This window comes from Amycolatopsis sp. NPDC003861 (assembly GCF_053605405.1).
Genome location: NZ_JBSGJD010000039.1, coordinates 20,056 through 41,828 on the forward strand (window position 1 = coordinate 20,056; position 21,773 = coordinate 41,828).

The 21,773-nt window shown below is 71.1% G+C and carries 24 protein-coding genes and 1 tRNA gene; 11 read left to right on the forward strand and 14 right to left on the reverse strand.

What is annotated here, in order from left to right; translation table 11 throughout:
* Nucleotides 1-16: 16 nt before the first annotated feature.
* Nucleotides 17-937: a TauD/TfdA dioxygenase family protein gene (locus ACWEVN_RS12970; RefSeq protein ID WP_449681909.1), complete on the reverse strand. Its 921-nt coding sequence runs from the start codon at nt 935-937 to the stop codon at nt 17-19.
* Nucleotides 938-1,246: 309 nt separating this feature from the next.
* Between ACWEVN_RS12970 and ACWEVN_RS12975 the strand changes: the two genes are divergently transcribed.
* Both ACWEVN_RS12975 and ACWEVN_RS12980 read left to right on the forward strand, forming a co-directional pair.
* Nucleotides 1,247-1,618: a hypothetical protein gene (locus ACWEVN_RS12975; RefSeq protein WP_452051347.1), complete on the forward strand. Its 372-nt coding sequence runs from the start codon at nt 1,247-1,249 to the stop codon at nt 1,616-1,618.
* Entirely contained in the window at nt 1,615-2,187 is a 573-nt protein-coding gene (locus ACWEVN_RS12980) for a hypothetical protein (protein ID WP_452051348.1), read from the forward strand. Before ACWEVN_RS12975 ends, ACWEVN_RS12980 begins: the two co-directional genes overlap by 4 nt.
* Here the strand turns inward: ACWEVN_RS12980 and ACWEVN_RS12985 are convergent.
* The 6 genes from ACWEVN_RS12985 to ACWEVN_RS13010 form a co-directional block, all read right to left on the reverse strand.
* On the reverse strand, nt 2,180-2,962 hold the full coding sequence (locus ACWEVN_RS12985; protein WP_452051349.1) for an SDR family oxidoreductase: 783 nt from the start codon (nt 2,960-2,962) through the stop codon (nt 2,180-2,182). The two genes, ACWEVN_RS12980 and ACWEVN_RS12985, sit on opposite strands and share 8 nt — an antisense overlap.
* A gap of 17 nt (nt 2,963-2,979) precedes the next feature.
* Entirely contained in the window at nt 2,980-3,456 is a 477-nt protein-coding gene (locus tag ACWEVN_RS12990; protein ID WP_452051350.1) for a hypothetical protein, read from the reverse strand.
* Between the two features lie 55 nt (nt 3,457-3,511).
* Nucleotides 3,512-3,598 (reverse strand) — tRNA-Ser (locus tag ACWEVN_RS12995).
* Between the two features lie 33 nt (nt 3,599-3,631).
* Nucleotides 3,632-3,847, reverse strand: coding sequence for a CsbD family protein (locus tag ACWEVN_RS13000; RefSeq protein ID WP_449681904.1), 216 nt, complete (start codon nt 3,845-3,847; stop codon nt 3,632-3,634).
* Nucleotides 3,848-3,868: 21 nt separating this feature from the next.
* Complete coding sequence (locus ACWEVN_RS13005) at nt 3,869-4,297, reverse strand: nucleoside deaminase (RefSeq protein WP_449681903.1); 429 nt, start codon at nt 4,295-4,297, stop codon at nt 3,869-3,871.
* 23 nt (nt 4,298-4,320) lie between these two features.
* Nucleotides 4,321-4,803, reverse strand: coding sequence for a tRNA adenosine deaminase-associated protein (locus ACWEVN_RS13010; protein ID WP_400867089.1), 483 nt, complete (start codon nt 4,801-4,803; stop codon nt 4,321-4,323).
* 77 nt (nt 4,804-4,880) lie between these two features.
* On the opposite strand from ACWEVN_RS13010, the gene ACWEVN_RS13015 reads away from it, so the two are divergent.
* Nucleotides 4,881-6,110 (forward strand): M20 metallopeptidase family protein, encoded by a 1,230-nt coding sequence (locus tag ACWEVN_RS13015; protein ID WP_449681902.1) that lies wholly within the window; start codon nt 4,881-4,883, stop codon nt 6,108-6,110.
* Here ACWEVN_RS13015 and ACWEVN_RS13020 read toward each other — a convergent pair.
* Nucleotides 6,107-8,056 carry a phosphocholine-specific phospholipase C gene (locus tag ACWEVN_RS13020; protein WP_452051351.1) on the reverse strand — a complete coding sequence of 650 codons (1,950 nt, stop codon included), beginning with the start codon at nt 8,054-8,056 and terminating at the stop codon, nt 6,107-6,109. The two genes, ACWEVN_RS13015 and ACWEVN_RS13020, sit on opposite strands and share 4 nt — an antisense overlap.
* A gap of 69 nt (nt 8,057-8,125) precedes the next feature.
* Here ACWEVN_RS13020 and ACWEVN_RS13025 point away from each other — a divergent pair, with 69 nt between their 5' ends.
* From ACWEVN_RS13025 to thrS, 4 genes are all read left to right on the forward strand, one after another.
* Nucleotides 8,126-8,503 carry a VOC family protein gene (locus tag ACWEVN_RS13025; RefSeq protein ID WP_449681900.1) on the forward strand — a complete coding sequence of 126 codons (378 nt, stop codon included), beginning with the start codon at nt 8,126-8,128 and terminating at the stop codon, nt 8,501-8,503.
* A gap of 25 nt (nt 8,504-8,528) precedes the next feature.
* On the forward strand, nt 8,529-8,996 hold the full coding sequence (locus ACWEVN_RS13030; RefSeq protein ID WP_449681899.1) for a heme-degrading domain-containing protein: 468 nt from the start codon (nt 8,529-8,531) through the stop codon (nt 8,994-8,996).
* A 78-nt stretch (nt 8,997-9,074) separates the two neighbouring features.
* On the forward strand, nt 9,075-9,707 hold the full coding sequence (locus ACWEVN_RS13035) for a dihydrofolate reductase family protein (RefSeq protein WP_449681898.1): 633 nt from the start codon (nt 9,075-9,077) through the stop codon (nt 9,705-9,707).
* 97 nt (nt 9,708-9,804) lie between these two features.
* Nucleotides 9,805-11,091 (forward strand): threonine--tRNA ligase, encoded by a 1,287-nt coding sequence (gene thrS, locus ACWEVN_RS13040; protein ID WP_452051352.1) that lies wholly within the window; start codon nt 9,805-9,807, stop codon nt 11,089-11,091.
* On the opposite strand, the gene ACWEVN_RS13045 is transcribed toward thrS, so the two are convergent.
* From ACWEVN_RS13045 to ACWEVN_RS13065, 5 genes are all read right to left on the reverse strand, one after another.
* Complete coding sequence (locus ACWEVN_RS13045; protein ID WP_449681896.1) at nt 11,021-11,989, reverse strand: MerR family transcriptional regulator; 969 nt, start codon at nt 11,987-11,989, stop codon at nt 11,021-11,023. The genes thrS and ACWEVN_RS13045 overlap by 71 nt on opposite strands.
* Before the next feature lie 113 nt (nt 11,990-12,102).
* Complete coding sequence (locus tag ACWEVN_RS13050; protein ID WP_449681895.1) at nt 12,103-12,930, reverse strand: ABC transporter permease; 828 nt, start codon at nt 12,928-12,930, stop codon at nt 12,103-12,105.
* Nucleotides 12,927-13,820, reverse strand: coding sequence for an ABC transporter permease (locus ACWEVN_RS13055; RefSeq protein WP_310969388.1), 894 nt, complete (start codon nt 13,818-13,820; stop codon nt 12,927-12,929). The genes ACWEVN_RS13050 and ACWEVN_RS13055 overlap by 4 nt, the downstream gene beginning before the upstream one ends.
* A 229-nt stretch (nt 13,821-14,049) precedes the next feature.
* Nucleotides 14,050-15,093, reverse strand: a complete 1,044-nt coding sequence (locus tag ACWEVN_RS13060; RefSeq protein WP_452051353.1) for an ABC transporter ATP-binding protein — start codon at nt 15,091-15,093, stop codon at nt 14,050-14,052.
* Nucleotides 15,090-16,316: an extracellular solute-binding protein gene (locus tag ACWEVN_RS13065; RefSeq protein ID WP_452051354.1), complete on the reverse strand. Its 1,227-nt coding sequence runs from the start codon at nt 16,314-16,316 to the stop codon at nt 15,090-15,092. The genes ACWEVN_RS13060 and ACWEVN_RS13065 overlap by 4 nt, the downstream gene beginning before the upstream one ends.
* A gap of 62 nt (nt 16,317-16,378) precedes the next feature.
* On the opposite strand from ACWEVN_RS13065, the gene ACWEVN_RS13070 reads away from it, so the two are divergent.
* The 3 genes from ACWEVN_RS13070 to lysA all read left to right on the forward strand — a co-directional run bounded on the left by ACWEVN_RS13070 (nt 16,379) and on the right by lysA (nt 19,469).
* A complete protein-coding gene (locus ACWEVN_RS13070) occupies nt 16,379-17,083 on the forward strand; it encodes a GntR family transcriptional regulator (protein WP_452051363.1) in 705 nt (234 codons plus the stop codon).
* Nucleotides 17,080-17,985 carry a dihydrodipicolinate synthase family protein gene (locus tag ACWEVN_RS13075; RefSeq protein WP_452051355.1) on the forward strand — a complete coding sequence of 302 codons (906 nt, stop codon included), beginning with the start codon at nt 17,080-17,082 and terminating at the stop codon, nt 17,983-17,985. The genes ACWEVN_RS13070 and ACWEVN_RS13075 overlap by 4 nt, the downstream gene beginning before the upstream one ends.
* Before the next feature lie 140 nt (nt 17,986-18,125).
* Entirely contained in the window at nt 18,126-19,469 is a 1,344-nt protein-coding gene (gene lysA, locus ACWEVN_RS13080) for a diaminopimelate decarboxylase (protein ID WP_452051356.1), read from the forward strand.
* Here lysA and ACWEVN_RS13085 read toward each other — a convergent pair.
* Entirely contained in the window at nt 19,447-20,997 is a 1,551-nt protein-coding gene (locus ACWEVN_RS13085; RefSeq protein ID WP_452051357.1) for an APC family permease, read from the reverse strand. The genes lysA and ACWEVN_RS13085 overlap by 23 nt on opposite strands.
* 264 nt (nt 20,998-21,261) lie before the next feature.
* Between ACWEVN_RS13085 and ACWEVN_RS13090 the strand changes: the two genes are divergently transcribed.
* Nucleotides 21,262-21,738, forward strand: coding sequence for an Lrp/AsnC family transcriptional regulator (locus ACWEVN_RS13090; protein ID WP_086845095.1), 477 nt, complete (start codon nt 21,262-21,264; stop codon nt 21,736-21,738).
* Nucleotides 21,739-21,773: the final 35 nt, after the last annotated feature.

The following is a 21,773-nucleotide window of genomic DNA, read 5'->3' on the forward strand; positions in this document are numbered from 1 at the left end:
GACCTCAGGCTACGGCTCAGCGGGGCCGGTCGCCCGCGATCGCGACGCGCTCCGCGATCCGGACGTGCGGGTGGTAGTCGTTGACCGCGTAGTGCTGCGTGGCGCGGTTGTCCCAGAACGCGACCGAGTTCGGCCGCCAGCTGAACCGGACCTGGAACTCGGGCGTGTGAGCCTGCAGGAACAGGTACCGCAGCAGCCGGTCGCTCTCGGCCCGGTCCAGACCCACGATGTGCGTGGTGAACGCCTGGTTGACGAACAGGGTGCGCCGCCCGGTCTCCGGGTGCGTCCGGACCACCGGGTGTTCCACCGGCGGGAAGCGGTCCTGCCACCGCGCCAGCAGCGCGGGATCGGAGAACCGGTCGAAGCCGGGGAGGTAGTCGTGCACCGCGGTGAGCCCGTCGATGCGGGCGCGGACGTCTTCGGGCAGGTTGTCGTAGGCCGCGGCCATGTCGGCCCACATCGTGTCGCCGCCGACGGGCGGCACCTCGATCAGCCGCAGCACCGAGCCCAGCGCCGGTTCGGGCCGCCAGGTGACGTCGGTGTGCCAGATGTTTTCGTACCCCGGCATGCTCGCGGTGCGCTCGAAGCGCGTGACCGCTTCGTCCTCGCCCCGCGCGATGAACGGGTTGGTCTCCAGCTCGCCCCAGTTCGCGGCGAACGCGCGCTGCTGCGCCGAGGTGATCCGCTGGTCGCGGAAGAAGAGCACCTTCCACTCGAGCAGCGCGTGGTTGAGCTCTTCACGCAGGTCAGAGCCGACCGGCGCGCCGAGGTCGACGCCGTCGACCTCGGCGCCGATCACCCGGCCCAGCGGGCGGAGGGCGAACAGCTCGTACGGCCTCCGCTGCGGTTCCCGGAGAATTCGGGGGCCTTCGACGATGCCATCCGCGGGCGTGACCGCCCCGCGCAGCTGAATCCGGGCAGGAACATCTACGGACATGGTTGTGCTCCAAGGGTTTTCGGGGAAATCGGACGCCGGATTCGCGTCAGGCGGGCGGCGAACCCAGGCGGCCGCGGCGCAGCAGGAGCTCCGCGATGCCTTCCCCGATCGACCGCGCGAGGGCCCGGATCGGCGTGCTTTCCGAGGTGGCGGGCATGTGTTCATGGTCGCCTTCTTCCCGATGCGCGGTCAAGACGTCCACTTGGTGGAACGCTGGCAACGCCGCAGGTCACCGCGATGCGGGCGGCTCGGGAGCATGAGGCAAGATCTTCCCCGATCGGGTGAGCGCCCTTGATGACGGAGGTCCCCATGCCGGAAGGCAGAGGCTCGCGGATCAGTGACGACCCGGGGCTGCGCCCCGGGGCCGGGGGCTTCGCCACCCGGAATCCCCAGGAAAGCGGTGATCGGCTGCGCGCCGCCGCCGATTTGCTCGACCAGGCGGCCGCCGCCGACGACAAGGCCGCGGGCAGGTTCGCCGAAGCGCGCGTCGATTCGACGCCGTTCGGCATCTCGCCGCAGGCGCGTGAGCTGGCGGCGCGCTGGACCGCGGCGCTGGCGGCGCGCGAGGCCGACGCGCGCGTCCTCGGCGACGCGACGTCGGACCTGGCGGGCCGGCTGCGCATGGCGGCGGTGAGCACGCGGAGCACCGGGTTCCGGGGGCGGTTAGCGGTGGCACCATGACCGTCGAGGTCTTCGAACACCCGGCGCTGGTGTCGGCGGCTTCGCAGCTGGCCCCGTTGCGCGCGGCGGCCGGCCGGCTCGGCGTCGCGGACCCGGTGGCGGCGCTGCGGCACCTCGACTGCGCGCCGGCGTCGATCCGCGCGTCCGCGACGGCGGTCGACACCGGCGCGCTGGGCGTGACCGCGGCACAGGCCGAGTTCCGCGCCGGCGTCGAGCGTGCCGAAAACGGCGGCAGCACCGAGGCTTTCGGTACCTGGGCGGACACAGTGGACGGTCAGTACGCCGCCGCGGCGCGGGCGGCCGCTTCGACGGCGATGCTGGGCGCCCGCCTCGCCGACCGGCTGGACGAGCTGGCGTTGGCCGCGGCCGAGGAGGTCTGCGCGCTCGCGGCCGACGCCGCGGCCCCCGTTTCGGCGGTCCTGGCCGGCGACCGCTCGGCCGATGTGGTGAGCGAGGTCAGCGCCACGTGCGCGGCGGTGATCCGGGCCGTGCAGGAGAAGATCGCGGCGCTGACCGCGCTGGCGGCCGAACTGGAGCCGTTGACGGCCCCGGTCGTCGAACTCAGCTGAAGTGCTCGCGGGCCCAGTCCGCGAAGGGCCGCGCGGGGTGCCCGGTGACGCGGGGGACGTCCAGCGACACGGGTTCCGGGTCCTCGACGAGTGACGCCCAATGGTCCACCGCGCCGGCTGCGAATTCCGGTCCCATGAAGGAACTCAGCTGCGCTTTCGCCTCTTCCGGCGGTTGTTCTTCCCACGTGACAGGCGTTCCGAGCGCGGCACCGATGAGCCGGGCCTGGTCGGCCTGCGCGACGGCTTCCGGGCCGGTGACGAGGTAGATCTGCTTCGCGTGGTCCTCGGTGAGCGCCTTGACGGCCATGTCGGCGACGTCGCGTTCGTGGACGACCGACCGCTTCGCTTGCCCGTAGGCCGCCCGGACCACGCCGGTGCCGGCCTGCTGCGCCCAGGCGAGCGCGTTGGTGGCGAGGCCGGTGACGCGGAGGAAGGTCCAGTCGTCGGTGACCTTTTCGACGGCGGCTTCGACGTCTCCCCAGACACCGCCGTCTTCGGCGGACATGGCGGAGAGGTAGACGATTTTCTTGCCCCGGAAGGGTTCCACGGCCTGTTCGATGCCGTCGGCGGTGAAGAAGGGCCAGAGCAGGTAGACGGCGTCGACGCCTTCGGCGGCTTCGGTGGGATCGGTGATGTCACCCTGGACGACGTCGACGCCCTGGGGCGCCTTCGCGGGATCCCGGACGAGGACTCTGGTGGTGACGCCCGCGGCGCGGAGGCCGGCGACGACGTGCCGTCCGGTGTGGCCGGTGGCCCCGGTGACGAGAATGGTCATGCCGCCACGGTCACACTTCAAGAGCCCTTCAAGTCAAGCGGACGGCTCAGCTCATCCCGCGCCGCGTCGAGGAAGGCGACCTTCGGGCCCCTGAGGTGGTCCCAGAGCGAACCGTCGTCGACCTTCTGCCAGATGACGTGGTCCAGCGCCTTCACGTAGGCGCGGGCCAGGCCGTGCAGGTTCGAGGTGAACAGGACGTGGATCATCCGTTCGCACACCCACAGCTCGTCGACGACATCGAGAGCGGCCGTCTTCCACGATTCATCGTCGTCTTCGCGATCCTCGGCGGCCCGCTCGGCCTGCTGGGCGACGCGGATGAACTGGCGCAACAGCTCCACCTGCTCCTCACGCCGCTTCTCGACGCGCTCGGCGGCCAGCCGCCGCCGCTCACTGCGCTCGTTGCGCCGTTGCACGGTGGTCTGCACCAGGTACGAAAGGCCACCACCGAGCACCACGCCGATCAGGGACAGGACCGCGAGCCACACCTGCGTCATGCGCATTTCATAGCAAAACGCCCGGCGCCTTCGAGAGGCACCGGGCGTTCAGGAGCGGTGGCGGTGGGATTTGAACCCACGGACGGGATTAACCGTCACACGATTTCGAGTCGTGCTCCTTCGGCCGCTCGGACACGCCACCGCGAAGAACAATACCCGAGGGCCGGTGCCGGTCTCACCTGGGGTCGACCGGCCGCTCGCCGCGCAGCCTGACCTGCGCCTCCCGTACCGCGCGCGTGGCCCGGCGGCGGACGTCGGACGCCGTTGAGCGGAGCTGGGCCGAGCGCCGCTGGGCGCGGCCCGATGCCTCCAGACGGCGGTTGCCGGTCGCCATGCCGGCCTTCTCGCGAGCGCTGCCCACTGCCTGCTGGATCCGGTGCTTCATCGTCATACCGGGAGGAGTACCCAAAACTCAGCGGCGCGTAGCGAAGTACGTCTCCAGCAGCCCCGCGCACTCCTCGACCAGGACGCCTCCGTGCACTTCAGGCCGGTGGTTGAGACGACGGTCACGCACGACGTCCCACAGCGACCCCACCGCGCCCGTCTTGGGCTCCCACGCCCCGAACACCAGCCGGGCGATACGGGCCAGCACCAGCGCGCCCGCGCACATCGTGCACGGCTCCAGCGTCACCGCCAGCGTGCAGCCCTCGAGCCGCCAGCCGTCGCCTGCCACCTGGGCCGCCGCGCGCAGGGCGAGGATCTCCGCGTGCGCTGTCGGGTCGCCCAGCTCGACGCGGGCGTTGCGCGCCGCCGCCAAGGGCACGCCGTCGGGGCCGAACACGACCGCCCCGATCGGCACGTCCGCGCCGGGGGCGCGCGCCGCTTCCAGCGCGGCCTCCACGGCCTCGGTGTCGGACGGGCGTCTCAGAGCTCGTCCAGGAGCTTGCCGAACTCGCTGCCGAACCCGCAGCGCTGCGCGACCATCTGCAGCTGCTCGTCCGGGTACAGGTCGACCTCGCCGACGATGACCTCCAGCTCCGGCCCGGGCAGCCCGAGATCGGCGAGGATCTCCAGGTCACCCTCGGGCCAGACGGAGTCGTCCTCCTCGTCCGGCGGGTCGACGCGCAGGACGTCGAGGACGTCCGCCGCGATGTCGTAGTCCAGCGCCGCCGCCGCGTCCGAAAGCAGCAACGACGGCCCCCGCGGGCTCGGCCGGACGATCACGAAGAACTCGTCGTCGACCGCCAGCAGCCCGAAGCTCGCGCCGGTGGAACGTAGTTTGCCCAGTTCAGTGATCGCTGCGTCCAGCTCGGTCAACGCCCCCGGGTCGAGCGCACTGCACCGCCACCGACCGTCTTCCCGGACCACAGCCACCGCGAAGCCCGTGACCGGCTCATCCACCGCCATGCGCACACCGTATTCCGCCGGTCGATCCGGCGCACGCACGGTGCGCCCGAAGCGCCGCATGGGGCACTATCGGGACCATGACCGGCCCCACTGACCTGCCCACCTTGCCCGGCACGCCGTTCGCCGGGCTCCTCGATGACGCGCGGGCGCTGCAAGGCCGCACGGTCGCGCTCCGGCGGGCCGTGCACCGCCACCCGGAACAGGGCCTCCACCTGCCGCGCACGCAGGCGGCGATCCGCGAGGCCCTCGACGGCCTGCCGCTCGAGATCACCGAGGGCCGGGCCACGACGTCGCTGACGGCCGTCCTGCGCGGCGCGCGGCCCGGTCCGGCGGTGCTGCTGCGCGGCGACATGGACGCGCTGCCGCTGACCGAGGAGACCGGCCTCGAGTTCGCGTCGGAGGACCCGGAGTCGATGCACGCGTGCGGGCACGACACGCACGTCGCGATGCTGGCTTCGGCGGCGCGGCTGCTCGCGGAGCGCCGGGACCAGCTGGCCGGGTCGGTCGTGTTCATGTTCCAGCCGGGCGAGGAGGGGCACCACGGCGCCCGGTTCATGATCCACGAGGGCGTGCTCGACGCGGCCGGGACGCGGGTCCAGCGCGCGTTCGGCGTGCACATCCTCGCCAACGCGCGCAGCGGGCTGCTGCAGCTGCGGCCCGGCCCGCTGATGGCGTCGGCGGACTCGTTCCACGTGCGCGTCACCGGCAAGGGCGGCCACGGCTCGGCACCGCAGCACACGATCGACCCGGTGCCGGCCGCCGCGGCGATGGTCGGGGCGCTGCACACGATGATCACCCGCCGGGTCAGCGTGTTCGACCCCGCGGTGCTCTCGGTGACCCGCATCCAGGCCGGCACGACGTCGAACATCATCCCGGAGACCGCCGAGCTCGAGGGCACCATCCGCACGCTGTCCGAGCCGACGCGCGCGCTGGTCCGGGCCGAGCTGCCGAAGGTGTGCGAGCAGGTCGGCGCGGCCTACGGCTGCCGCGTGGTCGCCGACGTCGAGCCGGGCTACCCGGTGACGGTGAACGACGACCGGATCGCCGCCGAGGTCCTGGAACTCGGCGCGGAGGTGCTCGGGCCGGAGAACGTCGAACTGCTCGCCGACCCGCTGATGGGTGCGGAGGACTTTTCCTACGTCCTGCAACGCGTCCCCGGCGCGTACGCGTTCCTCGGCGCGTGCCCGCCCGGCGTCGACCCGGCCGAAGCGGCGGCGAACCACTCGAACCGCGTGCTCTTCGACGAGGACGCGATGCCCCACGGCGTCGCCATGCTCGCCGCCTTCGCGCTCGACGCCCTCCGCTAGGGCCCGGTCCGCGACGGGCGGCCGTCCTCCAGGTGCCCGGCGAAGCGGCGGCGCCACCCCGCCGTCTCGAACGTGACGTCGTACCAGCCGTTGCTCGCCGGCACCGGGAAGTCGTGCGTGCCGCCCGGCGGGAGGGTGACGTCGTTCAGCGTGACCGGCGCCGGCCCGCTGTTGGTCACCGTGACCCGCAGCGCGGGCGTGTCGAGGAACGTGACCGCCGCGTCGAGGCCCACGCCGCCCGAAGCCTCGACGACGAAGCCGTTCGGGCCGTGGATGGCGACGTCGTACGTGCCGCCGTGCGCGACCTCGCCGGCCGTGGAGGCGCCGGGGCCGACGTCGAAGCGTTGCGACGTCCCGCCCGCGTGGTAGGCGTAGGCGGCCAGCTGCAGCGCCTGCGTCCCGTGGTTGGTCAGGTGCAGTTTGAGGGCGTTCGCCTCGGCCGTCACCCAGGCGACCGGCTGGTACGGCAGCGGGCGCGCCTTCGCTGTGCCGGGGTCCTGCACCAGCGCGGCCGGCCCCAGCCCCGGCTTCGGGAGGCGTCGCTGCGTGCGGTCGGCTTCGGCGCGCAACGCGTCCGCGTCCGGCAGCAGCGGGATGGTCGTGTCGGGCGCGCGGAAGTCGAAACAGCTGGTCAGGTCGCCGCAGATGGCCCGGCGCCAGGCCGAGATGTTCGGCTCGCGCACGCCGGTCCAGGTCTCCAGGAAGCGCAGCACCGACGTGTGGTCGAAGACCTGCGAGTTCACCCAGCCGCCGCGGCTCCACGGCGAAACGACGGTCATCGGCACCCGCGGGCCCAGCCCGATCGGGACGGGCGGCCCGGACGGCTCGCCCTTCTCCGGCCGGTGGCCCGGCAGGTACTCACCGGGTGTGCCGGGCGGCGGCGTCGGCGGGACGACGTGGTCGAAGAAGCCGTCGTTTTCGTCGTAGTTGATGAAGACGACGGTCGATTCCCACAGCTCCGGCTTGTCCCACAACGCCTTCAGCATGCGCTGGAGGTAGGCGGCGCCGTCGACCGGCCGCGCGGCCGGGTGCTCGCAGTAGCCGTACGGGGCCACCACCCACGACACGGCAGGCAGCGTGCCGGCCGCGCAGTCGGCGAGGAACTCGGCCAGCACGTGGTCGAGGTCCTTGCCCTTCCCCGAGTCGGGCAGGAGCTTCTTGCGCAGGTTCCCGCGCTCGGCCAGCCGGCGTTTGACGGGGTCCATCGAGTACAGCGCGTCGTGGAAGTTCTGGAACAGCCAGAGCGGGTTGTCGCCGTAGTCGCCGACGAAGTGCTCGGGGACGCCGCGCTCCTCGTCGTTCGCGTAGATCCGCCACGTGATGCCCGCGGCCTCGAGGCGTTCGGGGTAGGTCGTCCAGCGGAAGGAGGGCTCGTAGTCGGGCGCGTTGTGTGTCGCGGGGCCGCCGGCGAGGCCGTCCGGGTCGATCGTGCCTGTCCAGTGGTAGAGCCGGTTGGGGTGCGTCGGGCCCTGGATCGAGCAGAAGTAGTGGTCGCACAGGGTGAACGCGCTCGCCAGCGCGTGCTGGAACGGCAGGTCGTCGCGCGTGAAGTACCCCATCGTCATGGGGCTCTTCGCCGCGATCCAGCGGTCGTAGCCGCCGCCGTTCCACGCGCGGTGCGTGCTGTTCCAGTCGTGCGGCAGCTCGCCGAGGTCCTGACCGTCCACAACGGACGTGTCGATCCGGAACGGCAGCACCGGGCCGCCCTTGTCGCCACGCTGGTGGAAGACGTCGCGCAGGGCCGCGCGGTCGCCGAAGCCGCGGACGCCGGCCATCGTGCCGTAGTAGTGGTCGAACGACCGGTTCTCCTGCATGAGCACGACGACGTGGCGGACGTCGTCGATCGTGCCCGTCCGCGGCGCCGGGGCGCAGGCGACCGGCAGCGTGCCGGCGACGGTGGCCGCGGCCGCGCCGCCCAGCACCGTGCGCCGACGGATCCGGCCCATGCCCACCTCCTCGTCCCCCGGTCGCGGCTCGGCCGGAGGGGTACGTTCGCCACCGAGAGAGGTGAAGCCATGCTCAACTCAGCGGAATTGGTCGCCTTCGCACCGTCGACCGACCTCGATCGCTCACGTGCCTTCTACACGGATGTCATCGGGCTCGAGTTCATCGAGCAAACCCCCTTCGCGTGCGTGTTCCGCAGTGGCGCGACCATGCTGCGTGTCACCGCCGTCGCCGAGTTCACGCCGCAGCCGTTCACGGTGCTCGGCTGGGCTGTCGCCGACATCCGGGCCGCGGTGGCCGAGCTGCGCGGCCGTGGCGTCGAATTCCTCACCTACGCCACGCTGCCACAGGACACCGACAAAATCTGGACCACGCCGGGCGGCCGGATCGCCTGGTTCCCCGATCCGGACGGCAACGTGCTGTCGCTGACCGAGTTCGCTGGTAATTAAACAACAGTGTTGATTTAATAGCCTCATGAACGAAGCCGACCGCCTCGCCCAGTTCGCCGAGCAGGAGGAACGCCTCCAGTTCACGAAGTTCGACAACGAGACCGCCCTCGCCCTCGGCCAGCAGCTCCTGACGGCCGCCCGGGACCGCGGGCTGCCGGTGACGATCTCGATCCGGCGCAACGGCCAGCGCCTCTTCCACGCCGCGCTGCCCGGGACGTCGGCCGACAACGACGCCTGGATCGACCGCAAGAGCCGCGTCGTCGACCGCTACGGCCACAGCTCGTTCTACATCGGGACGCAGTTCCGCTCGAAGGGCGGCTCGTTCGAGGAGCATTCCCGCCTCGACCAGGACCTCTACGCGGCCCACGGCGGCGTCTTCCCGGTGCTGGTCCGCGGGGTCGGGCCGGTCGGCACGGTCGGCGTCTCCGGGCTCCCGCAGGCCGAGGACCACGCGTTCGTCGTCGAGCAGCTGGAGCTGTTCCTGAGCTCCTGAGAAATTCTCCGGCCGGTTTGTCGATCCGAGGGTGCCCCGTCCGACGGGACAGGCAGGACCGACCCGAAGGAGACACCCATGGGCACACTCACCGTGACGACGTTCCTCACCCTCGACGGCGTCTACCAGGCACCGGGAGGTGAGGAAGAGGACACTTCCGGCGGCTTCGACCTGGGCGGCTGGGTGAAGCCGTACTACGAGGAGGACATGGGCCGGTTCGTCGCGGAGTGGTTCACCCGCGCGGACGCCTTCCTGCTCGGACGGCGGACGTACGAGATCTTCGCCGCGCACTGGCCGAAGGTCACCGACCCCGCCGACCCGGTCGCGTCCGGCCTCAACACCCTGCCGAAGTACGTGGCGTCGCGGACCCTGGCGGACCCGTCGTGGGCCAACACGTCCATTGTGGATGGTGACGTCGCCGGGTTCGTCCGCGACCTCAAGGCCCGGCTGGACGGCGAACTCCAGGTCCACGGCAGCGGCGACCTCCTGCAGACGCTGATCGCGCACGACCTGGTGGACGAGTACCGGCTGTGGCTGTACCCGATCGTGCTGGGCAAGGGCCGCCGGCTCTTCCCGGACGGCGTGGTTCCCAAGGCGTTCGAGCACGTCGAAACCCGGCAGACCGCCGCGGGCGTGAACGTGCTCGTGCTGCGCCCCGCCGGGAAACCGCGGTTCGACACGTTCCGGCTGCCGGAGGACCAAAAGTATTGACCGCGGCTGCTACCGTCGACCATATGAAGCGCGCTGCAGTGACGACGACGCCGAGGAGTGTCCCGGCGCGCTGAACGACGTTTCGAGCCCGGGGCGGGTGCCCCGGGCTTCGTCTTGTGGTCTCCCCGCCTCGCCGTCCACGAGGGAGTCCACCATGCCCGACCACCGCAAGCTCGGCCGCGAACTCGGCCTGTTCGGCACCGACCCGCTGATCGGCGCCGGCCTGCCCTACTGGCTGCCCGACGGCGCGATCGTCCGCCACCGCCTCGAGGAGTACGTCCACGCCCTCGAACGGCGCGCGGACTACCGGCACGTCCATTCGCCGGTGCTGGGCAAACGCGAGCTGTACGAGATCTCCGGGCACTGGTCGCACTACCGCGACGACATGTACCCGCCGATGGACGTCGGCGGTGAGCAGCTCGTGCTGCGCCCGAGCCTGTGCCCGCACCACGCGCTGATCTACCGTTCGCGCGGCCGCAGCCACCGCGAGCTGCCACTGCGGCTCGCGGAGATCGGCGGCATGTACCGCAGCGAGCCGTCCGGCGTGCTGGGCGGTCTGTCCCGGGTACGCGCGATCCAGCTCAACGACGCGCACGTGTTCTGCACCCTCGACCAGGTCGAAGCCGAGGCGGCCGCGGCACTGGCCCTGATCCGGCAGGCGTACGACGCGCTCGGCATCAGCCCGGCCCGCTACCGGCTCTCGCTCCCCGGCCCCGGCGGGAAGTACGTGCCCGGGGACTGGTCCGGCGCGGTGGACATCCTCCGTTCGGTTCTTGGTGACCTCCCGTACGACGAGGGCGAAGGTGAAGCGGCGTTCTACGGGCCGAAGATCGACGTCCAGATCGCGGACGCCGCGGGCCGCGAATCGACCCTGTCCACCGTCCAGGTCGACTTCCACCAGCCCGCGCAGTTCGGCCTCGAGTACGTCGGCGCGGACGGCGCGAAGCACCGCCCGGTGATGGTGCACCGGAGCATCATCGGCAGCGTCGAGCGCGCGGTGGCCCAGCTGATCGAGGTCCACGGCGGCGCGTTCCCGGCCTGGCTCGCACCGGTGCAGCTCCGGCTGCTGCCGGTGTCCGCCGCGGAAGTGCCGTACGCGCGCGAGATCCTGGACCGCTGCGACGACCTGCGGGCCGAGATCGCCGCGGACGGCAGTCTCAGCGCCCGGATCCGCGACGGTCGCCTGGTGCCGTTTCAAGCCGTGATCGGGCCACAGGAGGTCGCCGCCGGCCAGCTTTCCGTCCGGTTGCGCGACGGAAGCCGGGCCGACGCCCGACCGGTGGAGGCCGCGCTGGCATCGATCGTCGAGGCGGTCAGGCTGCCATCGCCTCGGCCAGCCAGTCGAAGGCGGGAGCCAGGCTTTCCGGTGCCGCCCAGCCGTTGATCACCCCCAGAAGTTGTAGGTAGCGCTCGCGGCGCGGATCATTGGCGACGCCGAGCCAGTCCCGGAGCTCGCCGGGATCGCGCCCCAGCCCGTCGACGATCGCCTTCGCCGCCGGCGACTGCGGCACGATCCCGGCCACGACGGCCGGGGTGACGGCCTCCCGCACCTCGGCCGCCAGGTCACGACGCAGCCCGGGTTCGTGACTGTCCGCGAACCGGCGCAGGTTCGCGCGGAAGTCCGTGTCCCGCATCAGCGCGGCCAGCTCGAGCCACGCCTCGGCCTGCTCGGGGCTGGGGTGCTCGGGCAGGTCGGGGGTCAAGGTCCGGGCGATCCCCGCCAGCTCGGGGCGGTCACCCAAGGCCTCGGCGAGGAAGTCGCCGATCAGGCATCGTCGTTCCACTTCGGACAGCACGGCCCGCTGGTGCGCGAGACTCGCTTCCACGGGGGACGTCGCCTGGTGCGCGAGGTTCGCATCCTCGCGGCGCGAGCCACGGCTTACCTCGCGCACGAGACTCGCTTCCTCAGAGCGCGAGGCACCGTTCGCCCGGTTCGCCAAACTCGCTTCCTCGGAGCGCGAGCCACGGTTCGCCACTGCGTTCAGCACCTCCCTTCGCCGGCGCAGCACGCCGATCTGCACCTCCACTGCCGCGGCGTGCTCCGCCGCCACCTCCGCGACGGTGGTCTCGCCGTCGATCACCTGCCGGATCGTGGCGAGGTCGACGCCGAGATCGCGGAGGACGCGGATGATGTCGAGCCGGGCGAGCGCGGCGTCGTCGTAACGGCGCTGGCCCGCGGTGTTGCGCCCGGATGGCGGCACGAGGCCGCGATCCGAGTAGAACCGGACGGCCTTGACCGTGAGGCCCGTCCGGTGGGCGAGTTCGCCGATGGAGTACCGCATGCCACCAGCGTGGCAGCTCCCCTCGGGGGAGGCGCAAGACCTGCGGGTTCGCTCGATCGTGTCGATCATGCGTTCGACTTTTCGCGGTACAGTCGAACGCATGAGCGAACGAGTCAGGCCTCCTCCCGGATCCGGGTCACCAGCTGGGTCGGGTTCACGAACCGCAACGCAATGAGAAGGAGCACGAGCATGGACGCGGTGTAGATGGTCGCCATGGCGTCGACGGACTGGTTGGCGCGGATGCCGGCGGCGAACACGGAGTTGTAGAGCGCCACCACGAGGGTCGTCGAGTCCGGGCCGGCGGTGAGGAACGTCAGCTCGAACATGCCGACCGTGCGCACCAGCACCAGGATCGACGCGGCCAGGATGCCCGGCAGCAGCAGCGGGCCGAGGATCCGGGTGAACACCGAGACGGTCCGCGCGCCGGACATGCGGGCCGCGGCCTCGATCTTCGGGTCGATCTGCTCGATGAACGGCGTCATCGTCAGCACGACGAACGGCACCGAGGGCACGAGGTTGGCGAGGATGACGCCGGTGATGGTGCCGGCCAGGTGGAACTTGTACAGCACGGTGGCCAGCGGGATGCCGTAGGTGATGGGAGGGATGAGGATCGGCAGCACGAACAGCAGCATCACCAGGCGCTTGCCGGGGAACGAGCGGCGCGCCAGCGCGTAGGCGGCCGGGACGCCGACGGCCACCGACACGGCGATCACCACGAGCGCGACGATCGCCGTCGTGAGGAGGACGTCGGAAAGGCCGAACTCGCGCCAGGCGTCGGCGTACCAGTGAGTGGTGAAGCCGTCCGGGAGCCAGGTGCCGAACCACTGGGTGCCGAACGAGTCGACGACCACCGAGAACACCACGCCCGCGAGGTTGACGAAGAAGAACGCGACGACGGTCCAGACGACCCAACGTCCGGGACGCGCGACCCAACCGGTCATCCCTTGCCTCCGGTCGCTCCGCGGTACAGCGTGCCGCGCCACGCCATGACCAGGCCGATCACGATCAGCATGACCACCGCCATGAGCATCGCGACGGCCGAGCCCATCGAGTAGTCGTACTCCTCGAACGCGGCGTGGTAGGCGGCGATCGAGATGACACGGGTCTCGTTCGCGGGGTCGCCGACGAGCTGCGCGCTCGGGAAGACCGAGAACGCCATGACGAACGAAAGGCAGAAGGTGATCGCCAGGCCGGGTGCCAGCAGGGGCAGCGTGATCCGCCGGAAGCGCTGGACGCCGTTCGCACCGAGCGTGGCGGCCGCCTTTTCCAGGGAGGGGTCGATACCCGACAGATAGGACAATGTCAGCAGGAAGGAGAACGGGAAGCCGGTGATCACCAGGGAGAGCAGCACGCCGGTGTAGTTGTGGATCAGCGGCAGCGGCTGGTCGGTGACGCCGAGGACGGTGAGCACCTTGTTCAGCCAGCCCGCCGGCCCGCCGTACATGATCAGGCCCTGCGCGGTGAGCACCGTGCCGAGCGTGATCGGCACGACGAGGATCGTCGTCAGGAGGCGCTTGCCGCGGACGCGGCCGCGCATCACGTAGGCGATCGGGATGCTGGCGAGCACGTTGATGAAGGTGGCCGGGAGGGCGATGCCGAGCGTCGTCCAGATGGTGTTGCGCAGGTAGGGGTCGCCGAAGAACCGCGCGTAGTTCGCGAAGACGCCGCCCTTGCGCGGCGCGAACGACAGTTGGAGGCCGTAGAGGAAGGGGTACAGGAACAGGCAGGCGGTCACCAGGAGGCCGGGCACCAGGAGCAGCAGGGTGCGGTCGATGCCGCGTTCGGCGAGGCGGTGCCGCAGCGCCGGACGGGCACTTGCAACGGCGGTCATGGCGCGACCTCCCCACCACGGGAGGCCGAGATCGTGCCGACGACCACGGCGGCAGCCGGCACTGCACCGCGGGCAGCAACTGCCCGCGCGGCGGCAACCACCACCGCGCCGCGAGCGACACCACTCCCCGCGGCGGCCACCACCGCGCCGCCGCCAACATCGGCACTCGGCGAGCCGGCGGCGAAACCACCGCACCGCCGAGCGCCCACCCTCGTCGCGATCCCGGCGGTCACGGCGCGAACACCAGGACCCGCTCGGCGGGGACGCCGATCTTCGCCGTGTCGCCCGGCGCGAGGCGCTTGTCGGTCCGGAAGTAGACCGGCACGCCCGTCGCCAGCCGGGCGGAGATCGACAGCTCGCGGCCGTGGTACTCGACGATCTCGACCGTGACGTCGAGGGCGTTCTCGGTGCCGTCGCCGATCACGAAGTCCTCCGGGCGGATCGCCACCTTCGCCGCGCCCTCCGTGAGCGGACCGCGGCCGGTGAGGCGGACGCCCGCGCCCTCCACGGTGACCGAGGAGCCGGCCGCTCCCGTCACCGTCACGTCGAGGAGGTTGCGGTAGCCCATGAACGATGCGACGTAGCTGTTCACCGGCTGGGCGTACACCTCCTCGGGTGTGCCGACCTGCTGGACCGCGCCCTCGCGCAGCACCACCAGGCGGTCGGCCAGCGACAGGGCCTCCTCCTGGTCGTGGGTGACGTACACCGTGGTCAGGCCGAGCGTCTGGTGGAGGCGGCGGATCTCCATCCGCATCTCGAGGCGGAGCTTTGCGTCCAAATTGGACAGCGGCTCGTCCATCAGGACGACCGGTGGCTCCAGCACCACGGCGCGGGCGATGGCGACGCGCTGCTGCTGGCCGCCGGAAAGCTGCGCGGGGAACTTCGCCGCGTGCTCGGTCAGCTGCACCAGGCGCAACGCTTCGTCGACCCGCCGCCGGGCTTCGGCGCGGCCGACCTTGCGCATCTTGAGGCCGAAGCCGACGTTGGCACGCACGGACATGTGCGGGAACAGCGCGTAGTTCTGGAACACCATCCCGAACCCGCGCTGCTCCGGCGGCTGCCCGTCGATGCGGGTGTCGTCGAGCCAGATGCTGCCCGCGGTCAGGGGCAGCAGGCCGGCCAGGCAGTTGAGCGCCGTCGACTTGCCGCAGCCGGACGGGCCGAGCAGAGCCACGAACTCGCCCCTGGGAATCGCGAGGTCGAGGCCGCGCAGGGCGTTCGCGGTGCCGAAGCTGCGCGAGACGCCGTCCAGCCGCAGCTGCCCGAACGTCACTTCTTGCCGACCTTCGAGCCGCCGACCAGCTGGTTCCACTTGTCGAACGCCTTGACCTGCTGCTCGGCCGGCAGCGACGTCTCCTTGGGGTACTGCGCGATCCACTGCTCGTACTCCGGGCGCCCGAACTGCTTGATCGTGTCCTGGCTCTTCTGGGGCGCCATCTGCAGGGTGACGTCCTTGACCGCCGGGCCGGGGTAGAAATAGCCGTCGTCGTAGGCGATCGCCTGCTGGTCCGGCTTGAGCATCCACGCGACCAGCTGCAAGATCGCCGACTCCTGGTCGGGCGAGAGGCCCTTGGGGATCAGGGCGTACTGGGCGTCGGTGACCCAGTGCATCGGCTGCATGATCGCCGTCTTGACCATGTTGGGCACGGTGCCGAGCTTGCGCGGGTTGATGTCCCACCCGGTCGTCGACATGATCATGTCCACCGAGCCGGACGCGAGGTTCTTCATCGTCTCCGTGGTGCCCGACGGGTAGTACTTCACGTACTTGCCGAGCTCCTGCAGGAACGCCCAGGTCTTGTCCCAGCCCTTGTCCGGGTCCTTCGGGTCCTTGTCGCCCAGCAGGTACGGCAGGCCCATCAGGAACGTCCGGCCCGGGCCGGAGTTCGACGGCTGGGCGTACTGGAACTTCTCCGGGTGCGCCTTCGCCCAGTCGAGCAGCTCCTGCGGGGACGCCGGGGCGGCGGGCACTGCGCCGGGGTTGAACTCCAGGAGCGGGCCCGACGGGTAGTACACGACCTCGATGCCGTAGCCGTTGGCCAGCTCCTGCATCTTGGCCGCGGGCTCGAGGTAGTTCTGCATCAGATTGGGAAACCGGCTCGAGAAGTCCGGCAAGACCTTGGCCAGGGTGCCGTTCGCGATGCCGGCGGAAAGGCCGTCGGTGCCGCTGAGCACCAGGTGGGTCTGGGCGACGCCGCCGTCCTGCTCGGCCTTGAGCTTGCCCGCCATGCTCGGGGCGGGCGCCGTCGAATAGGTGACCTTCGCGAGGACTTCCGGGTGCGCGGCCTTGAAGTTCTCGATCATCTGCTTGGTCAGCTGCAGGTTGCCCGCGACGTCGAGGATGTTCAGCTCGACCGGCTTGCCCGGCTTGTCCGGCACGGCCTGGGGATCGGCCGCCTGGCCGCCGTCACCACCGGGCGCGCCGCAGGCCGCCAGGCCCGCGGCGAGGCTCACCGCCAGCAACACTCGTCGGAATCGGAAGCCGGTGCAACGCTGCATGGCTGCTCCCTAGGTCCGTGATAATGTTGTATGTCGCATCGTATATCAGATCGGACATGCCAGTGGCGAGCACTTCTTCGGCCCGGAGGCCGCCGCCGCCCGTCTCGCGGACGGATTTCGTGCGCGACGCGATCAAGGAAGCGATCTTGAGCGGGGAGTTCGGGCCGGGCGAAACGCTCGTCGAAGCCGAGGTGGGCGCCCTGCTCGGGGTGTCGAAGACGCCGGTGCGCGAAGCACTCCGGATCCTGGCCGGTTCCGGTTTGGTCACGATGAGCACGTACAAGGGCGCTGCGGTCCGCGTTATGGACGCCGAGAGTGCGTACGCGGTGTACGACCTGCGCGCGCTGCTGGAGCCCGAAGCCCTCCGGCGGGCCGTCGAAGAGGGCGCGGACTTCGCGGAAGCGCGGCAGGTGCTGGCCGGGGTCGAGCCCGGCGCCGCGGCCGGCGATCGGGCGAAGGCGAGCCTGGCCAACCGGCTGTTCCACCGCGCGCTCTACGCCGGTTGCGGGAACCCGCTGCTGGTCGAAGTCCTCGACGGGCTGCGCGACCAGGCCGCGCTGATCACCGTCACCGGCTGGGGCATCAGCCCCACCTGGCAGGGCGAGGCGGCCGAACACCGGGCGATCCTGAACGCCGCCGAGAGCGGCAACGCCCGGCAGGCCGAACACCTGCTGCGCAAGCACATCACCGATTTCATCGACCGGGTCGCCTTCGGGCTGCCCGGCGAGCGCACCACCGAGACCGGCGATCCGAAGGGGGCCCGATGACGTTCGAGGAGCAGAGGCGGCGGCTGTCCGGGGTGGTGGCCATCCCGGTCACGCCGTTCGACGCCGACGGCGCCGTCGACGGCCAGACGTACGCGAAGCTGGTGGACCGGCTGATCACCGGCGGCATCGAGGTCGTGACGCCGAACGGCAACACCGGCGAGTTCTACGCGCTCGACGCGAACGAAGCGCGGCAGTGCCTGGAGGTCACCGTCGAGGCCACGGCCGGCCGGGCGAGCGTGCTCGCCGGGATCGGGCACGATGTCGCGTCGGCGACGCGAGCGGCGGTGCACGCGCGCGAGGCCGGCGCGGACCTGATCATGATCCACCAGCCGGTGCACCCGTACATCTCCGGCGACGGCTGGGTCGACTACCACGCGGCGATCGCCGCGGCGGTGCCGGAACTCGGCGTCGTGCTCTACGTCCGCAACCCGGCGATCACCGGCGAACAGCTGCACGCGCTCGGCGAGGTGGCGCCGAACGTCATCGGTGTGAAGTACGCGGTCCCGGACCCGGTGCGCTTCGGCTCGGTCGCCCGCGATGCCGGCTTCGACCGGTTCGTGTGGATCGCGGGCCTGGCGGAGCTCTCGGCGCCCGGTTACTTCGCCGTCGGCGCGACCGGCTTCACGTCCGGCCTGGTGAACGTCGACCCGGCGATCTCGCTGGAGATGTTCCACGCACTGTCCACAGGGGACTACCCGGCGGCGATGACCGTCTGGGAGCGGATCCGCCCGTTCGAGGAGCTCCGGGCGGCCAACGGGAACGCGAACAACGTCAGCGTGGTCAAAGACGCCCTCGGGCAGCTGGGCCTGTGCCGCCCCGACGTCCGGCCCCCGAGCCGGCTGCTCACCGGACCCGAGCGGGAGCAGCTCTTCGGGCTGCTGTCGTCGTGGGGGCTGTCGTAGGTGACGCAAGTTACTGGCGCGTTAATAAGGAGTAAGCGGACAAACCAAAGGCGTCAGGACGGCATTCACGGGTGATCTCCGGGCCCGCTCGCGGCGGTGTCCTGGCGGGGTCCGATCCGCCGTGATGCCCGGAGGCACCCGTGACGCTCAGCGAGCTTCTTCCCAGCCTCGGCTGCGAAGCCGCCGATCACCTCGAGCCAGGAGTCTGGCCGCGAAGCACCCGACTCGGCGAAGACGGCGAGCTGCTCTTCGCCGGCGCCAAGGTCAGCCACCTCGCCGCCCGCTTCGGGACGCCGTCCTACCTGCTCGACGAACAGCAGGTCCGCGACACCGCGCGCGAGTACCGCGAAGCGCTGCCGGACGTCGAAGTCGCGTACGCGAGCAAGGCGCTCTGTACGCGAGCCGTACTGCGTTGGGTCGCCGAAGAGGGGCTGTCGCTCGACACCTGCTCCGCCGGTGAGATCGCCGTCGCGCGTTCGGTCGGCTTCCCCGCGGAACGCATGCTGCTGCACGGCAACGCGAAGACGCCCGAAGACCTGAAGGCCGCGCTCGGCTACGGCGTCCGGCGGATCGTCGTCGACTCGCTCGACGAGATCGAGCAGCTCGGCGCGCTCGCCCACGGCGCTCAGCAGGTGATGATCCGGGTGACGCCGGGCGTCGCGGCCGGGGCGCACGCCGCCATCAGCACCGGGGCCGAAGGCCAGAAGTTCGGCTTCTCGCTGCTCGACGGCGTTCCGGACAACGTCGACGCCGCCGTCGAAGCCGTGAAGCGACAACCCGGGTTGCGACTCCAAGGCCTGCACTGCCACATCGGCTCGCAGGTGTCGCGCGTCGACCGCTACGAGGCGGCCGCGCGGCGGATGGCCGAGGTGCTCGTCCGGATCCGCGACACCCACGGCGTCACGCTGCGGGAGCTCGACCTCGGAGGCGGGCACGCGGTGCCGTACGTCGGCGGCGAGCCCGCGTTCGACCTCGGCGGCTACTCGCGGCGACTGCGCGTGGCGCTGGCCTACGAATGCGCCGCGCACGGCTTCCCGCTGCCCCGCCTGACGATCGAGCCCGGCCGGGCGCTCGTCGGGCCGGCCGGGATCACCGTCTACCGCGTGTGCGCGGTCAAGCGCGGCAGCCGCACGTTCGTCGCGGTCGACGGCGGCATGAGCGACAACGCGCGGCCGTCCCTCTACGGCGCCCGCTACACGACGCGCTTGGTGGGACGGCGGTCGAAAGCGCAGCGCGTCCCGATGACCGTGGTCGGCAGGCACTGCGAAGCCGGTGACATCCTCGCCGACGGCATCAGCCTGCCCGCCGACCTGCACGCCGGCGACCTCCTGGCCGTGCCGTGCACCGGCGCCTACCACCATTCGCTGGCCTCGAACTACAACCAGATCGGCCGCCCGCCGCTGGTCGGCGTGCGGGGCGGCGTCGCGACGCTGCTCGTGCGCCGCGAGACCGAGGAGGACCTCAGCCGGCGTGATCTGGGCTGACGATGCTGTCGCCGCCGCGCGGCACGAACCCGCGCGGCAGGCGGCGGCCGGCGAAGAAGTCGCGGCAGGCGCGGTGGACCGCGAACATCAGCGGTACCCCGAGCACGATCGACACGACCCCGATCACCGCGACACCGCCGATGCCGAACACCGTCGTCTCGCCCGCGTCCGGCCGCGCGTACTCGATCAGCGCGAACACCAGCACCGCCAGGAAGAACACGCCGCCGGTGAACGGCAGCAGCCCGCGCAGCACGAAGTTGCGGACGCTCGCGAAGAGCGTCCGGCGGAACACCCAGACGCAGGCGAGCGCCGTCATCGTGTACTCGATCGCGATGGTCAGCCCGACCGCGTCGACCGAGTCGGCCAGGACGTTGTCGCTGATCAGCGCCAGGAGGACGTACACCGCCAGCGACACCAGCCCGAACGCCCAGGTCGCCACGGTCGGCGTCCGGAACCGCGGGTGCACGCGCCCGAAGACGCGCGGGAGGGCGCCGTGGCTGGCCATCGACAACGTCGTGCGCGCCGCCGGCATGATCGTCGCCTGGCTGGTCGCCGCGCCGCTGGTCAGCACGGACACGATCAGCAGCACGCCCAGGACCTTGCCGCCTCCGCCGTCGCCGAACACCGCGCCACCCAGGCCGGCCAGCACGTCCTCGGAGTTGGCCTCGTTCGCCAGGCCGATCCCGTCTTCGCCCACCCCGGCGAAGGCGAGCGCGGCGACCGTCACGAGCAGGTAGTTCAGCACCAGCAACACCGTCGACAGCACGGCCGCGCGGCCCGGTGCGTGCCGCGGATCGGCGGACTCCTCGTTGACCGACAGCGAGCTTTCCCAGCCCCAGTAGATGAACACGGCCAGCAGCACCGCCGAAACCGCGGTGCCGGCCGACACCCCGCCCGGCCACAGCCAGTCCAGCCGCGGCAGCGACGCCTGCGGACCGGCCGTGCCGTCGAAGACGCGGACCAGCGCGACGGCCGAGAAGAGCACCAGGACGGCGAGTTCCACGCCGAGCAGGATCCACTGCGCCCGCGCGGACACCTCGATCCCGCGGTAGCAGAGCCAGCACAGCGCCAGCAGCCAGGCGGCGCCGATCGCGGTCGTCACCCACCGGTTGCCCGCCGCGTCCGAGGCGCCGAACAGCAGCAGCGTGTACCGGCCGGTGAGCGCGGACTGGCTGCTCATCACCAGCAGCTGCGCGACCGTGACGACCCAGCCGGTGAACCACCCGGCGTGCGGGCCGAACGCGCGCGCCGCCCAGGTGAAGTTGGTGCCGCAGTCGGGTTCCGCGGTGTTCAGCTCGCGGAAGGCGAAGGCGACGAACAGCACCGGCACGAACGAGAGCAGCACGAACGCGGCCGCTTTGAACCCGGTGCCGGCCAGCACGATCAGCCCGAGCGTGGCCGCGATCGAGTACGCCGGCGCCGTCGACGACATCCCGATGACCATCGACGACACCATGCCCAGCGCGCCGCCGCGCAGCCCTTTCGCGGGAACGGCGGGGGCGGCACCGAGCGCCACGGCCTCCGACATGCGTTGGTCCTCCTGGGGTTGCTGCGGACGAGAGAGCCGCCAGACGGTACCTGGCGCGGCCCCGGGAGCGCGTCCAGCTGTGCGCGGGCGCACAAAACCGCCTCGGAAAGCCTCGTCAGTTTCGCTCTTGACCACCGATTCCTCGGCTGAGCGCGACGTGCACGTCGAATCGCGCGAAGCTGGCGCGGAGGGCTCGCTTTCTCCGCAGGTCTCGATACGCTGCGCACTTGACAAATCACATGCCGAAACACAGGGAGGGACGGCATGGGTGACGAAACACGTGCGCGCGCGCTGGACAACACGGACAGATCGCTGATCGACCTGCTCCAGAAGGACGGCCGGGCCTCGTTCACCGCGCTCGCCAAGGCGGTCGGGCTTTCGGAGGGAGCGGTCCGCCAGCGCGTGCAGCGGCTGCTGCGTGACGACCTGATGCAGATCGTCGCGGTGACCGACCCCGCCAACGTGGACCTGACGCGCCAGGCCATGGTCGGCATCAACGTCGACGGCGTCGATCCCCGCGAGGTCGCGGACAAGCTGTCCGAGCTGACGAACGTGCACTACGTCGTGCTGTGCGCCGGGCGTTACGACCTGCTGGCCGAACTGGTCTGCCGGGACGACGACCACATGCTCGACGTGCTGGGCGAAGAGATCCGGAAGATCCCGGGCGTGTCCGGGACGGAGCTGTTCGTGTACCTGAAGCTGGCCAAGCAGAACTACTCCTGGGGCCGGCTCACGGCGTAGCGGTGCGGGGATGACGGGTACCGCCACCCGCCACC

What these genes read in the sequence shown, in the direction of transcription:
- ACWEVN_RS12970 (WP_449681909.1), bottom strand. Translation starts at nt 937, where the DNA reads ATGTCCGTAGATGTTCCTGCCCGGATTCAGCTGCGCGGGGCGGTCACG.
- ACWEVN_RS12975 (WP_452051347.1), top strand. Translation starts at nt 1,247, where the DNA reads ATGCCGGAAGGCAGAGGCTCGCGGATCAGTGACGACCCGGGGCTGCGC.
- ACWEVN_RS12980 (WP_452051348.1), top strand. Translation starts at nt 1,615, where the DNA reads ATGACCGTCGAGGTCTTCGAACACCCGGCGCTGGTGTCGGCGGCTTCG.
- ACWEVN_RS12985 (WP_452051349.1), bottom strand. Translation starts at nt 2,962, where the DNA reads ATGACCATTCTCGTCACCGGGGCCACCGGCCACACCGGACGGCACGTC.
- ACWEVN_RS12990 (WP_452051350.1), bottom strand. Translation starts at nt 3,456, where the DNA reads ATGACGCAGGTGTGGCTCGCGGTCCTGTCCCTGATCGGCGTGGTGCTC.
- ACWEVN_RS13000 (WP_449681904.1), bottom strand. Translation starts at nt 3,847, where the DNA reads ATGACGATGAAGCACCGGATCCAGCAGGCAGTGGGCAGCGCTCGCGAG.
- ACWEVN_RS13010 (WP_400867089.1), bottom strand. Translation starts at nt 4,803, where the DNA reads ATGGCGGTGGATGAGCCGGTCACGGGCTTCGCGGTGGCTGTGGTCCGG.
- ACWEVN_RS13015 (WP_449681902.1), top strand. Translation starts at nt 4,881, where the DNA reads ATGACCGGCCCCACTGACCTGCCCACCTTGCCCGGCACGCCGTTCGCC.
- ACWEVN_RS13020 (WP_452051351.1), bottom strand. Translation starts at nt 8,056, where the DNA reads ATGGGCCGGATCCGTCGGCGCACGGTGCTGGGCGGCGCGGCCGCGGCC.
- ACWEVN_RS13025 (WP_449681900.1), top strand. Translation starts at nt 8,126, where the DNA reads ATGCTCAACTCAGCGGAATTGGTCGCCTTCGCACCGTCGACCGACCTC.
- ACWEVN_RS13030 (WP_449681899.1), top strand. Translation starts at nt 8,529, where the DNA reads ATGAACGAAGCCGACCGCCTCGCCCAGTTCGCCGAGCAGGAGGAACGC.
- ACWEVN_RS13035 (WP_449681898.1), top strand. Translation starts at nt 9,075, where the DNA reads ATGGGCACACTCACCGTGACGACGTTCCTCACCCTCGACGGCGTCTAC.
- ACWEVN_RS13045 (WP_449681896.1), bottom strand. Translation starts at nt 11,989, where the DNA reads ATGCGGTACTCCATCGGCGAACTCGCCCACCGGACGGGCCTCACGGTC.
- ACWEVN_RS13050 (WP_449681895.1), bottom strand. Translation starts at nt 12,930, where the DNA reads ATGACCGGTTGGGTCGCGCGTCCCGGACGTTGGGTCGTCTGGACCGTC.
- ACWEVN_RS13055 (WP_310969388.1), bottom strand. Translation starts at nt 13,820, where the DNA reads ATGACCGCCGTTGCAAGTGCCCGTCCGGCGCTGCGGCACCGCCTCGCC.
- ACWEVN_RS13065 (WP_452051354.1), bottom strand. Translation starts at nt 16,316, where the DNA reads ATGCAGCGTTGCACCGGCTTCCGATTCCGACGAGTGTTGCTGGCGGTG.
- ACWEVN_RS13075 (WP_452051355.1), top strand. Translation starts at nt 17,080, where the DNA reads ATGACGTTCGAGGAGCAGAGGCGGCGGCTGTCCGGGGTGGTGGCCATC.
- ACWEVN_RS13085 (WP_452051357.1), bottom strand. Translation starts at nt 20,997, where the DNA reads ATGTCGGAGGCCGTGGCGCTCGGTGCCGCCCCCGCCGTTCCCGCGAAA.
- ACWEVN_RS13090 (WP_086845095.1), top strand. Translation starts at nt 21,262, where the DNA reads ATGGGTGACGAAACACGTGCGCGCGCGCTGGACAACACGGACAGATCG.